The following is a 12,753-nucleotide window of genomic DNA, read 5'->3' as shown; positions in this document are numbered from 1 at the left end:
GTGGAGTGCGTCGACCGGAACGGAGTGCACCAGACCGTTGGCGCTGGTCAAGACGTTCTCGATGGGGATCGGCGTGGTGGTCTCGCCCACGGCGATCACCGAGCCGTCTTCGAGGAACGGGCCCTGGTCGGTATCGGGCTGAAGGTCGACGTACTGCTCACCGATGGCCGAGCGATTGGCCACCACGGCTCGCGCGGATGCGGGAATCTGTGGAGCACTGCTGTCGATCAACAGGTCGACTTCGATTCCGTCGGACGTGAGCGACATGTCGCCGACGCGTCCGACGGGTACCCCGCGATAGGTCACTTCGGCGTTGGTGAAGATGCCACCGGACGTCGCCAGTTCGGTTTTGACCGTGTATTGGCCGAATCCCAGAAGATTGTCCAGCCGTACGTATTTCGCTCCGACATAGATCAAACCCAGGAGCGCAACCACGACGAGTGCGACCAGCTGCCACTTGGCGAGCTTCGACATCACCATCGCGTGCCTTGGGTCGATTCGGCTGAGCGCCCCACCGGCGCCGGAGTGTTCGACTTGCGGTCGCTGTTCAATGCGGAATTACGCATGAGCATTATCGAAATCAGCTGTAGACGCCCGATCGGGTTCGCTCCTGAAGCGTGAAGATTTCCCGTCGATCTTGAGAGCCTTCCACAGGATTCTCGAGACCCGGTTCATCAATCCGAGTTCGTCCGCGAGTAATCGGACATCGCCGAAGTACCCGCTCAACGCCTTACGTGATGCAGGGGACTCCCAGAACAGCTCCTTCTTCACCGACTTCGGGATCTCGAAGGTTTCGAAGAACGACTTCGGTGGAACGGCGATCACGTCGCACAGGACCCGCATGATGACCGGAAAGGCCAGGGAGAGAAGGAACTTACCCACTGGGCCGTTCTGATGCACATGCTGCCGTAGGAACTCGTTCGCAAACGAGATGTGTCGCGCCTCTTCGGCGACGTGAATGCGCATCACTCCGCGAATAATGGGGTGATAGTTGCTTTCACTGCGAAGATAGCTCTTCTGGATGTGATCAATGGGCTCTTCCCCAGCCAGCACCCCCATGAAGAAAATCGACGGAAACGGCCAAGCCGCAAGCCCGAGGAACGGCATGACGCGTCGCAGAACCGGGCCGAATCCCGGTACGTCGACGCCCGACCGATTCACCAGTTCCTGGAACATGAGTGTGTGGTTGCACTCTTCGATGACCTCGTGAGTGGCATACCGGAATTCCGCCGACCGGTTAGGCAGCATGGAAACGTACTGCATGAAACCTCGAATGAGCACCTGCTCGAACTGCAGACCCACCTTGGCGATGTTCGCTTGCCGATACTGCCCTATGGCAATCTGCTGCTCCCGGGTACGCGCGAGGTACCAAGAATGCGTTCCCAGCAGTTCTACCTCGGGAAGAATCCATCGTGGGTCGTTGTCCACGACCTGAAATTCCGGTGCCTCCCAATCGATGTCGGTATACGGACTGAAGCTCCGGTGCACAGAAGCATCCGAGAGTCGATTGAGCATGTCCTCGTACGTTTCGTCGTCAGGCACGTCGGAAAATCTCGGTTCGGTGGTCGTCATGGCAGGTGTGTCCCTTCCAGGGCAAACAGGAGGCCTATAACTCAGTAGATATGACTTCAAGTAACAGATAAGTAGGGTAGTAGAACAAACGGTCTATGGCAATGATGAGCACTTCCACCGGCGAACACAGAGGACGCGCGGCTGATAGATTCGATGCCTAGACAGATCGATGATGAAGGGGAGCACATTGGTTACCGCTCCGCGAGAACGCCTCATTCGCACCACAGTCGAACTCATCCAAAGCAGGGGAGTCTCTGGCGTGGCCGTGACCGAACTACTCGACCGCAGCGGAACCGCACGTCAATCGATCTACACACACTTTCCACAAGGCAAGAATCAGTTGATCGAAGCCTCTGCCAGAGCCGCCGGATCGTGGATCAGCGCGATGATCGAGCAACTCTGTTCCGCCCCTCCCCTGGAGGCATTGCAGGCATTCATCGACTACTGGAAGTCGATGATCGTATCCAGCGACTACACCGCCGGATGCCCGATCGCCGCTGCCACGTTCGGCGGCAATGAAATACCCGGCGCAGTCGACGCGGCAAAAATGGCATTTGAAGAGTGGGAATCGATGCTAGCCAACAATTTTCGAGCTGCAAACCTGGATGATGCCCTCGCGCAATCCCTCTCGACAATGACGATCGCAGCAATCGAAGGCGCCGTCATCATGTCCGTCGCAACACGCTCCACCAGGCCTCTCGACCGCGTCGGCAAGCACCTCACCGAGCTCCTCGAGGCGCATCTCAGCGAAAATCACGAGAGAGAACCTGTTCTCCGACAACAAAACTGACTACCTCGCCGACCACCGATCAGCAGCAGAGCGTCTCTCCGAACCATGCAGTTCATACAAAATCGAATGGCTGCTGATAACGGCGCGTGCCACTACGAGAATGATCACTCCCGGCGGCGCTCGACCGCCTCCTTGGACCGTCGACGTTGCCTGAACCGGTTCTCCGTCAGGCCACGTCGACGGCTCAACGAGAGAACCGATGGCGCCAGGCAGGTTATGATGCAGTATGCGCAGGCTGGCCGGATCGTTCGATCGTGACCTCCCCGGATTGCCGCGTGGCCGCGGCCGACTGGCTGTGGGCGAGGTCCAAGACGCGCAACGTGATCGCATTCTGCGTGCGGTGATCTCGTCGACTGCGGAGAAGGGGATCGCCTCGACCACGATCGCCGATGTCGTCGGGCGTGCCAGGGTGTCTCGTCAAGCTTTCTACAAGCAGTTCGAGAGCAAAGAAGCGTGCTTGATCGCGGCGATCGACGCAGGCATCGAGGTGATCGTCTCCAACATCACCTCGACACAAAGCTCGACCGCCAATTTGTCTCTACACGAACAGCTTTCGGCTGTAATCGAAAAGTATCTCGAGACGTGTTCGTCCGAACCGGAGTTCGTGCGAGCCTGGGTGGTGGACCTACCTGTGGCCGGCCCGGCAGGGGTGGCGAAGCGCAACGAGTACGTGGAACTGCTCGCCGATGCATTGCTCGTCGGCTACTCGTCCAAGTCTTCAGAAGCCCCGGGGCGTGAAGTGTTTCTCGCGGCGATCGGCGGTTGCAACGAGTTGTTCTACCGCCAGGTGGTTGACGGGTCGAATTCGTACATGAATCTTCATGCGCCGATCATGTCCTTCCTTGAACGGGTACTGGATCTCTCGTCCGACCCTTCGTAGTCCGGTGTTGACAAGCCACGGGTAGATCGCCATGCTCATTCATAAGTACTGCTGCGTACTTATGAGTGAGGAGTGGTCATGCGAATTACGAGTGGACTGACACAGCGTCCGATCGCACCGCCCGGCCGGGTAGCGATCCGTCCGCGGCGAGTCGATTTCGACTGGGAGAAAGCGCCTTTGGTGTGGTTGCCGAACGAGCCGATCGCCTCATACCTCCTCGGCTCGATGAACCTCGTCATCCCGGAGGGCGAACGGATGATGATCCAGGCCTTCGAGCAGGCTCTCCCGGACGTGCACGACGAGAAGCTTCGCGAGGACATGCTCGGTTTCATGGGCCAAGAATTGCTGCACGCAGAGGCGCATGACGAGGTCATGAATCAGGTGTTCACACGGCACGGGATCGACCCGGCCCCGTTCAACCGCCAGATGCAGTATTTCTTCCGTAGAACTTTGGGCATCGGTGACGACTCCGATCCGCAGGCCATCCGGCAGCGTCTGATCGAGCGTCTCGGGATCTGCGCGTCTTCGGAGCATATGTTCGCGTTCGTGGGCGACTGGGCGTTGAACGCGGACTTGGAGAAATTCGGCGCGGATCCGCAGATGCTTGACCTCTATCGGTGGCATGGGGCCGAAGAGGTCGAGCATCGTGCCGTGGCACACGAGGTCGCCACGTACTTCGGAGTCGGCTACTTTCGCCGCTGTATCTCCATGATCATCACGTGGCCAATCTTTTTGGGGTGGTTGCTCCGTGCTGCGATGTATCTGAGCCGCAACGACCCCAACACGCCGAACATCGGTTATCCGCGATTGCTACTGGAATTCGTCCGCGCCGGACGCCGCGGACTGGTGCCTGGTGTATCGAAATGGTTCTGGAGCGGTGTGTCGACGTTCGTGCCGGGATTTCACCCCGACAGTGTGGGGTCCACCGCCCAGGCCCTCGCCTACGTCGCGCAATCGCCAGCGGCCAAGCGGGTCAACACATGACACCCAACGCGCCCGAACTCACGCAGCGGTGGCAGGCCCCCCACGAGATCCCGGTCGACCTATGCCGCGGCAAGCGCCGCGACTCGATTCTGCGCATTCTGGATGTCCTGGTCTCCACGCAGGTCAAGTTGGCGGTCTTGATTCATCGCGACGAGCCAACGGAAAACCGGATCGACGAGTACAAGACAACACTCACGGTGTCGGAGCGCACGACGGTGGCCACCGACAACGACGTGGTCAGTCTCGAACTGCGAGCACCTGACGGCAGCGACCTCGAACGGTGGTATCCCGGGGCACACCTCGACCTGTACCTGCCCTCGGGACGGATACGTCAGTACTCGCTGTGCGGCGATCCCGCCGATCGACGCTGCTACCGGATCGCGGTACGCCGGATTCCTGATGGTGGCGGCGGATCGAACGAGGTGCACGACGAGTTGCCAGTCGGTACCGTCGTCGGCGTTCGCGGTCCACGCAACGCGTTCGGGTTCGTCGAACCCGGGCGAATCGAGCGCGCGAAGCGCGTTCACTTCGTGGCGGGTGGCATCGGCATCACACCGATACTGCCGATGGTCCGCGAGGCGGAGCGCATGGGCCTGGATTGGTCGCTGATGTACGTCGGTCGCGAGCGCCGCACACTACCGTTCCTCGAGGAATTGTCGCCGTTTGGTGATCGGGTCACCATCCGCACCGACGACGAATACGGCCTACCCGCAGCGAACGATCTTCTCCCGCCGAATGTCCGCAGCGGCGACGCGATCTACTGTTGCGGTCCGGTCCCGATGATGGACCTGATCACAGCTTGTGTGCGCAACGAGCCCGGTGTGGAAGTGCACGCCGAACGCTTCTCCGCCGCACCGGTCGTCGATGGACGACCCTTCCGCATCCAACTGGCTCGCACCGGTCAGGTCATCGATGTCGCCGCCGACCAGACCGCATTGGACGCGGTCCTGCGTGTGAACCCGAAAGCCCCCTATTCATGTCGTCAGGGCTTCTGCGGCACCTGCATGGTCCACGTCAGCGACGGCGACGTCGATCATCGTGACAATTCGTTGAGCTCAGCCGAGCGCGCCGCCGGCAAGATGCTCCTGTGCGTTTCGCGGAGCAACAGTCCCTGCCTGACGGTCACCACATGAATCCACCGATGAGAAAACACAATTCCAGACGACCGGAGTACCTGTTGAACGACGATCAACTGACATCGCGGGTGGTGGACCTGCTGATCGCACTGGAGGAAATGGACGCCGATGCCGTGCGCGCACTCGTCGATCCCGACATCGAATGGCGCAACACCGGCCTGCCCAGCGTGCGTGGAAGCAAACGCGTCGAACGGGCGCTCACGATCGTCTCTCGCCTGATCACCAGGTACGAGGTCGTGGAAGTGCTCACGATGACCACCGACCACAACACCGTGTCCTCCCGGCGAAGAGAGATCATCCGCATCGGATGGTTTGCCATGCACCTCGACGTAGACGGCCACTACACATTCGCAAACGGCCTGCTTCGCATTTGGGACGACCGCTTCTCCTACCGCCGACTGCTCCGCGGATTGCGATTCGGCCCAACCACCTGAAGTAGCGACGTTTTGTGTCGCATTTTGCCGGGGAGTCCTCACCAGATGCTGAAATCTCCCCCCTGCGGCCTCTCGACTACATCCTCGGCTCAGGAGTTCGGCTGCTGGTGCGGGCAACTCTCACCGAGTTCACGGTCGCGTATGTGACCGGCTCGTTGTGCCGTTGGACCGCAACGGGATTGGATACCGCTGATGGATGCACGACAATTGTTCGCCCTCGGCGCGCTCGGTACCGGGATGTTGTCGCTGGCCTTGCAACTGACCGCGCTGTGTCTCGGCGCCGAGGACGCGGAGCGGTACGTCTTTGTTCGCGCCGCCAATGCCACCGCGGTCCTCAGCCTTGCTCTGCTGTCCGCCGCGTTTGTCTTCTGACCGACGGCTGGATGACTTTCCGGGCGCAACATGTTCACGAACGAAGGAGTTTCGGTGAATCCACCCATAAACCACTACCGCCGGCGATCGGTGAAATCGATCCTCTTCGGCGGAGTCGTTGCAGCACTGCTGCTCTCGGGATGCACGATCAGTTCAGCAGGCCCCACTACCGAAGGCAGGCAGTCGTCGAAGATGCCCACCGACTCCGAGCAGATCACCACGGTGATCCGATCTCACCTCGATGCACTCCGTACCGGCTCGACCGAGAGCGCTGCTGCCACCGTCTGCGCCGAGAAGCAGGTATCAACCACGACCACTGGAAAGGTGTTGCCGGCAATCACACTCGATGCAGTCGAGTACGTCACCCTCCAAGGATCGACAGCCACAGCGACCGTACGCGGACATCTGGATGACGCTCCGGAGACCTCGATCGGCAAGGTCGTGTCGTTGACCTCCACCAGTGGCCACTGGCTCATCTGCTAAGCCTGCACCGCTTCGGCAAGCACAGGATAGGAACGAGAGAATTGAGGTAGCGGTGATGGTAGGCCGTGCGACGGACGAGAACGTCTTTCAACTCCGGTTGAACGAGCTTTTCTCCGGCTCCGATCGGCGCCTGACGAACACCGCTGTGGCTAACGGCCTTCTCGCACGGGGCTACCGAATCTCGACACCGTATCTCTCACAGCTTCGACACGGCGTCCGCTCGAGCCCATCGGATGAGGTGGTGTCAGCGTTGGCCGACTACTTCGATGTCCCTCCCGGCTATTTCTTCACCATCCCCTGGTCCGGCGATCGCGCGCGCATTCACGACGAGGACGCGGAGATAGTCGCTCATCTCGCCGACCCGGAACTGAGACAGTTGCTCCGGGCCGCGAACGGACTCTCGGCGACCTCACTTGAACTGTTGTCGAATCTGGCTGCCGCACTACGTATCTCCGAAAGCCGTCGGAAGACGCCCACACGGACTCAACGTCCTACACCCGATCGACCGAAAACCGGCACCACGACCGCGGCGAATCAATCCCACCGATGTGATCTGACCCCCAAGTAAACCCATAGGGTTGCCGACTATTTGCCAAATGGCGTTCACTGGCACACCCCCTCCACCTATTTTGGTTTCGAGACACCGGATTCGGCCCCTGACTAGATCCGAACGAAGAAAGGCCCTTTCGATGACACGTGCACTCAAGATCGTTGCCGCTCTGGCCATCCCAGCGGCTGCTGGAGCTGTGGCGGTTGCCGGCGCAGGATCTGCCTCGGCGTCGACTCCGGTATCGGGAGACGGTTACGTCGGAGTCATTCTCGATCACCACGAGACGGTCGTCGCGAGCCAGATCAAGGCGGGCAATCTGATCAACGCCGCATTCGGCGACGCCTGGACTGTCGGGTTTCCGCACGATTCCATCTGGCACACCGGAGCATGGACCCCGGGTCAGTCCTCATGATGCTTGTCGTCAGCACGAGTCTGGAATTCCGAGAACTGTTCGTCGAGGTTTTCGACCTTCTCGTCCGACATCTCCGTGACGTGGTCGGCGAAAGCTGTCCCGGCGACTGTGCCGCCGGTCCCGGGCACCGTGACCGTCTCTCTTGATCCAGGCTCGTATCTTTTGTCCATCTCGTCCGCGAGTTCTTTCGCCCCGTCAGCGGTGTCGGGACTTGTTTCGGATCCAGTCGTACCCTCTTGGCCGGCATCAACGTGCCCGGAACTTTCCACGTTCACTGGTATCCCACTCTCTGCATCGACACCGACCGGTCGTCGCTTCAGGCAACCTGCCGACACTCGAACGGGTTGCTCGGCAGCCTGTTTCGTCGACATATCAGTTGCGGGGTCACGACGCATTGGAGGTACCCCGTCCGCCGCACGGCGAATCCGGAATGTTGGTCCGCGGTATCCAACGACCTACACGCGCGGTGGTACAGGGACTGCGAGATCCTCGCGGACGAATCAGGCCGCCCCACCATGAAATCGGCCCCCGCCACCCTTGGCCCAATTACTCGTCGATGCGGTTCGACATCCGCAGCGAAGTTGCGGTGGTTACTAGGAGGTAGGTCGGGGTAGCCCGCGTATCGGCGGTGGCTCCGCGGTCCGCGGAGCACTCGTCGAGCACAAGCTGAACATCATGTAAAGCACGCACCGACGAAGGGACGACCCCGATATGAGCAACTCCGAAACCACGTCCGCCTTGATCAACCAGCTGCGCATCATCCTCGGTCTGACACATGCCGAGATCCAGGTCGCCGAAACACGCGTCGCTCAAGCCAGAACCGAAGCGGTTCGACGCGAACTCACGGAAAACGCAGAGAACGGTCGAGAAAGGGCCAGTTCCATCGAGTCCACGATTCGCGATCTGGGTGGCGTTCCGGAATCGGTCGGTCCGTTCCTCGGACGAGCGACAGCAGGCGTGAAAGCGATGGTCGAACAGGCCCAGCCCTTCGACGAAGCTGTACTGGGAGACCTTGCGCTCGAACATCAACTCCTCGACCGCTCCCGCTACCTCAAGGCCCTGGCCACTGCCGGCGGCGATCAGACCGTCGCGGCGTTGGCCGACCGCCTCATCACTGCACACTCCGCGACTGTGGACTGGCTGACCACCGTCCTTGCCGAGGAGGCACTCGGGGGGCCGGCAGCTTTGCGTCGCACTCCGTTCCAAGCGGCCACCGGAGCAGCCATTCGACTGGTCAACGTTCCGGTCTCCTGGTCCACCCGCAGTCTCGACCGTGCCATCGACGCTGTTCGCACGTCGCCGCCGGTATTGGGTGAGCTGATCAGCTGGGGCGCATATGCCGGTGACGTGACTGTGAAAACACTGTCGGCCAGTAGGGATGCGGCCATCGCCACGGCTGAGAAAGTCACTCGCCGAGAAGGTGCTGACGGTGCCGCGGATGTCTTCCGTTCGGTACGGAAGTCGAGTGGGTTACTCGACCCCGCTGAACTTCCCATCGAAGACTTCGACGAACTCAACGTCACCCAGGCCGTCTCCGCGGTCAAGGAACTGACCGACGCCGCACAGGTACGAGACATCGTTGCGTACGAGGAAGCGCACAAGAACCGGCACGGCGTCGTATCCGCTGCACAGGCAAGACTTGCGGCGATCGCCCAGGAAGTCGTCGGAATTAACTGACCTTCGTATCCGCCTGAGGAGGGCGAGAGAAAACAGCCTCTGCATTGCTTCGTGTCCCGAAGAACCGAGCAAGGCCAGACCGCCCCGAACACAACTGCGAAGCACTCCCGAAATCGGCGATACGCGTTCATCACGACAGGTTCCGGGCATACGGGGCGAGGGCTGACCACGCATCAAAGTCAGCCCCCGCCGCCGTTTCTGCAGTTTAGGGCTGTCAGCGCAAACTCACCATGGAAGAACGCGTCTGTCTGCTCGAAATCTACGAGACGCGGCAGTTTCTGCATCGAAACACATTGCAAGAATACGGGTTTGAAGCAATCGCCGTTGTACGCGAACATCGATCTTGCTGGGCGCAGCGGCAGTCGTAATCCCGCACGAACTCGACCGGCAGCTGACAGCATCTCGACACCGGCAATTCCCGTTCCGCCCCCACCCCATGGGGTTGGCAACCGCCGTTGTTCCTGCTCCGATGCTGCCTTGTTCGCGGCCGAGACACTCCTCGAAAAAATCTGGCACTCACAGTTGCAGAGTGCTAATCCGTGTGGTTATCATGTTCTCGCACAGTGAGTTCGGTCGACCGCCACAGTGGCGGGGACCTTTCGTTTCACGACATGGGAGGTGTGTTGCTGTGCTTCGTTTCGATCCTTTCACCGACATCGATGCGATCACCAAGTCCGTCCTCGCCGCGGGAACCGGCAACGGACGCAGTCCACGGTTCATGCCGATGGACCTCTACAAGGTCGAAGACCAGTACGTCCTGCACGCCGATCTTCCCGGCGTCGATCCCGGCTCGGTGGACGTTCACATCGACGGCTCGACTCTGACGTTGACCGCGCATCGCACGGCCCTCTCCGAAGAGGGTGTGAGCTGGCTGGCGAGTGAGCGTTTCGCTGGAACATACAGACGGCAACTGTCGATCAGCGACGACATCGACGCCGAACAGATCGTCGCCTCGTACGACAACGGCGTGTTGACGGTGACGTTGCCGATCGCGGAGAAGGCGAAACCGCGGCGGATCGAGGTCTCCTCCGGACCGCCCTCACGTACCGAAACCATCGAAGCGACAAAGCAGGTGCAGGTCGAAGCCTGATCCTGCTGGCCCGGACGAGCGTTCCCACGGTGGGGTGCGTTCCGAAGACACGCGATGCGTGCTCGGGACTCACCCCACCGCCCGTTCGATCCCCACCGCCGTTCGATCCCCTCTGCACCCGTATGGCCGATCGGCCCATCCACCACACGAAAGAATCAGCACGAGAACACTTTAGCCGTCATGACTGCATCAACCTTCCCCCCGCACGAGCAATCCGACAACACAGGCAACACCGAATCCCGCCCGCACACCTCGCCCGATTGGTGGGATCACCACCGCCCGATCAACAGCGACGAATACAGCGACATGGCGTTGATGCTCGGCGCCCTCTCGATCCTGACGTTCTGGATGTTCGGCCTCGGCATCCTCCTTGGTGCCGCCGCCATCGGAACCGCACTGGCAGCGCGCCGACCCGACACCCCCGGACACGACCCCAGCGACAACACCGCCGGTATCGTCGGAATCCTCACCGGCATTGCCGGAATCGCCTTCGGCATCGTCTTCCTCACCGCAGCACTACCCCACCTGTAGACAAACCGAATTTTGCACTAGTGGAATCGAATTGGTGCTTGTAGCAGGATCTCACAAGATCTGAAATCCGTCCCACCTTCAGGCGATGGCGGCAGCAGCTATCCCCGCGCCATATCGACGAACTTCGAGAGATGAAGCTGGTGCGCCACAGTGATTGTCGCGGTCGGGCCGTTACGGTGCTTACCCAGAATCAGGTCGGCTTCACCGCCACGGGGATCGTCTCGCTCGGTCGCGTCGGGGCGGTACAGCAGAATCACCATGTCGGCGTCCTGCTCGAGCGATCCGGACTCACGAAGGTCGGCGACCTGCGGACGCTTGTCGGTTCGCTGCTCGGGACCACGGTTGAGCTGACAGATCGCGACAACCGGAACTTCGAGCTCCTTCGCCAAAAGCTTTAGGCTACGGGAGAATTCGGAGACTTCCTGCTGACGGGACTCGACCTTTTTACCCGAGCTCATCAGCTGGAGGTAGTCGATGACGATCAGGCGAATGTCGTGTTTCTGCTTGAGCCGCCGCGCTTTTGCGCGAATTTCCATCATGGTGAGGTTGGGGGAGTCGTCGATGAATAGCGGCGCCTCACTGATCTCACTCATGCGACGCGCGAGCTTGGTCCAGTCGTCGTCGGTCATCTTGCCGGAACGCATGTCACCGAGCTTGATCTTTGCCTCTGCGGACAACAGACGCATGACGATCTCGGTTTTGCTCATTTCCAACGAGAACATGACGCTGGCCATGCCGTGCGTGATGGAGCAGGAACGCAAAAAATCCATTCCAAGGGTCGATTTGCCCACACCAGGTCTAGCTGCGACGATAATCATCTGACCAGCGTGAAGGCCGTTGGTGATCTCGTCGAGATCCTTGAATCCGGTGGGCACACCGAGGGAAATTCCGCCTCGGCTGGCGATGGAGTCGATCTCGTCCATCGTGGGCTGGAGGAGCTCGGTGAGGGGTACGAAGTCCTCGGTGGTTCGACGCTCGGTGACCTCGAAGATCTCGGCCTGCGCGCGGTCGACAACCTCGGCCACGTCCTGGCCCTCGGTGCCGGCGTAGCCGTACTGGACGATGCGAGTACCGGCGTCGACGAGACGACGCAGCACGGACTTCTCGGCGACGATCTCGGCATAGAAGGCAGCGTTGGCGGCAGTGGGCACTGTCTGGGTCAGCGTCACCAGATAGGCAGCACCACCGATACGGCGGAGCTCACCTCGACGGTCGAGCTCGGCGGAGACCGTCACCGGGTCGGCGGGCTCGCCACGGCTGTAGAGGTCCAGGATCACGTCGTAGACGGACTGGTGGGCGGGCCGGTAGAAGTCACCCGGACGCAGTACCTCGAGGACGTCAGCGATGGCGTCCTTGCTCAGCAGCATGCCGCCGAGCACCGACTGCTCGGCAGTCATGTCCTGAGGTGGCTGGCGTCCGAACTCCTGGTCGGGCTCGGCCTCGGGAGGGCCCGGGTAGTCCGGCCCTGAGAAGTCGGAAGGTCCTCGATCATCTACAACAGCCACAAGCGAGACCTTCCCGTAAAACACTCGACGACACTGCCAGAAACCGCAGCGCCCTCATCATTTGTACCTGCCCCCACCGACATCCCCTAGCCGCATTCGGCCGGGCTGTAGATAGACGCCGAGATGACGTTAGGGACTAGTAGGTCCGCATACAAACCGGACTGTGGATAAAGCTGTGGATGCTTTGTGGAAACTCCCGCCCCACGGTGTGCACCGCCTGTGGAGCATTTGGGGACTACTTTGCCTAGTAACTACAAAAGACCAGGTAGATGGCTATCCACAATTTCACAGGCCTGTTGATGAAAATAGTGCCCCGCACACCGAAGTGTGCGGGGCC

16 protein-coding genes are annotated in these 12,753 nt (G+C 60.6%); 12 read left to right on the top strand and 4 right to left on the bottom strand.

Annotation, left to right across the window (positions count from 1 at the left end; genetic code table 11):
• Together AC1DVN_RS27415 and AC1DVN_RS27410 are read right to left on the bottom strand one after the other, a co-directional pair.
• Positions 1-480, bottom strand: a 480-nt coding sequence (locus AC1DVN_RS27415) for an MlaD family protein (RefSeq protein ID WP_477994462.1), incomplete at its 3' end; no start/stop codon positions are given.
• A 78-nt stretch (positions 481-558) separates the two neighbouring features.
• Positions 559-1,572, bottom strand: a complete 1,014-nt coding sequence (locus AC1DVN_RS27410; protein WP_092765868.1) for an AurF N-oxygenase family protein — start codon at positions 1,570-1,572, stop codon at positions 559-561.
• A 169-nt stretch (positions 1,573-1,741) separates the two neighbouring features.
• Here AC1DVN_RS27410 and AC1DVN_RS27405 point away from each other — a divergent pair, with 169 nt between their 5' ends.
• The 9 genes from AC1DVN_RS27405 (at position 1,742) to AC1DVN_RS27365 (ending at position 7,613) form a co-directional block, all read left to right on the top strand.
• Positions 1,742-2,362 carry a TetR/AcrR family transcriptional regulator gene (locus tag AC1DVN_RS27405; protein ID WP_021345379.1) on the top strand — a complete coding sequence of 207 codons (621 nt, stop codon included), beginning with the start codon at positions 1,742-1,744 and terminating at the stop codon, positions 2,360-2,362.
• A 226-nt stretch (positions 2,363-2,588) separates the two neighbouring features.
• The gene (locus AC1DVN_RS27400; protein WP_060939401.1) at positions 2,589-3,242 is read left to right on the top strand and encodes a TetR/AcrR family transcriptional regulator; all 654 of its coding nucleotides are present in this window, start codon (positions 2,589-2,591) and stop codon (positions 3,240-3,242) included.
• Positions 3,243-3,320: 78 nt separating this feature from the next.
• On the top strand, positions 3,321-4,226 hold the full coding sequence (locus AC1DVN_RS27395) for a metal-dependent hydrolase (RefSeq protein ID WP_021333229.1): 906 nt from the start codon (positions 3,321-3,323) through the stop codon (positions 4,224-4,226).
• Positions 4,223-5,359, top strand: coding sequence for a PDR/VanB family oxidoreductase (locus AC1DVN_RS27390; RefSeq protein ID WP_477994457.1), 1,137 nt, complete (start codon positions 4,223-4,225; stop codon positions 5,357-5,359). The genes AC1DVN_RS27395 and AC1DVN_RS27390 overlap by 4 nt, the downstream gene beginning before the upstream one ends.
• 44 nt (positions 5,360-5,403) lie before the next feature.
• The gene (locus tag AC1DVN_RS27385; protein WP_223257862.1) at positions 5,404-5,796 is read left to right on the top strand and encodes a limonene-1,2-epoxide hydrolase family protein; all 393 of its coding nucleotides are present in this window, start codon (positions 5,404-5,406) and stop codon (positions 5,794-5,796) included.
• A 192-nt stretch (positions 5,797-5,988) separates the two neighbouring features.
• Positions 5,989-6,168, top strand: coding sequence for a hypothetical protein (locus AC1DVN_RS27380; RefSeq protein ID WP_029256695.1), 180 nt, complete (start codon positions 5,989-5,991; stop codon positions 6,166-6,168).
• 54 nt (positions 6,169-6,222) lie between these two features.
• Complete coding sequence (locus AC1DVN_RS27375) at positions 6,223-6,651, top strand: Rv0361 family membrane protein (RefSeq protein WP_139148462.1); 429 nt, start codon at positions 6,223-6,225, stop codon at positions 6,649-6,651.
• A 55-nt stretch (positions 6,652-6,706) separates the two neighbouring features.
• The gene (locus AC1DVN_RS27370) at positions 6,707-7,219 is read left to right on the top strand and encodes a helix-turn-helix domain-containing protein (protein WP_052741000.1); all 513 of its coding nucleotides are present in this window, start codon (positions 6,707-6,709) and stop codon (positions 7,217-7,219) included.
• A gap of 121 nt (positions 7,220-7,340) precedes the next feature.
• Positions 7,341-7,613 (top strand): hypothetical protein, encoded by a 273-nt coding sequence (locus AC1DVN_RS27365; RefSeq protein WP_052741001.1) that lies wholly within the window; start codon positions 7,341-7,343, stop codon positions 7,611-7,613.
• Here AC1DVN_RS27365 and AC1DVN_RS27360 read toward each other — a convergent pair.
• Positions 7,601-7,888, bottom strand: a complete 288-nt coding sequence (locus tag AC1DVN_RS27360) for a hypothetical protein (RefSeq protein ID WP_070795421.1) — start codon at positions 7,886-7,888, stop codon at positions 7,601-7,603. The two genes, AC1DVN_RS27365 and AC1DVN_RS27360, sit on opposite strands and share 13 nt — an antisense overlap.
• A 436-nt stretch (positions 7,889-8,324) precedes the next feature.
• On the opposite strand from AC1DVN_RS27360, the gene AC1DVN_RS27355 reads away from it, so the two are divergent.
• The 3 genes from AC1DVN_RS27355 (at position 8,325) to AC1DVN_RS27345 (ending at position 10,911) form a co-directional block, all read left to right on the top strand.
• A complete protein-coding gene (locus AC1DVN_RS27355; protein WP_477994454.1) occupies positions 8,325-9,290 on the top strand; it encodes a DUF8129 domain-containing protein in 966 nt (321 codons plus the stop codon).
• Between the two features lie 628 nt (positions 9,291-9,918).
• Positions 9,919-10,380: an Hsp20/alpha crystallin family protein gene (locus AC1DVN_RS27350; RefSeq protein ID WP_029256700.1), complete on the top strand. Its 462-nt coding sequence runs from the start codon at positions 9,919-9,921 to the stop codon at positions 10,378-10,380.
• 180 nt (positions 10,381-10,560) lie between these two features.
• Positions 10,561-10,911, top strand: coding sequence for a hypothetical protein (locus AC1DVN_RS27345; RefSeq protein WP_336503938.1), 351 nt, complete (start codon positions 10,561-10,563; stop codon positions 10,909-10,911).
• Positions 10,912-11,009: 98 nt separating this feature from the next.
• Here AC1DVN_RS27345 and dnaB read toward each other — a convergent pair whose 3' ends face one another.
• Positions 11,010-12,416, bottom strand: coding sequence for a replicative DNA helicase (gene dnaB, locus AC1DVN_RS27340; protein WP_019746049.1), 1,407 nt, complete (start codon positions 12,414-12,416; stop codon positions 11,010-11,012).
• Positions 12,417-12,753: the final 337 nt, after the last annotated feature.

The organism is Rhodococcus sp. P4_E4 (assembly GCF_056401575.1).
Note: the sequence above shows the minus strand (reverse complement) of the source record. Positions and strands in the feature narration are given on the sequence as shown.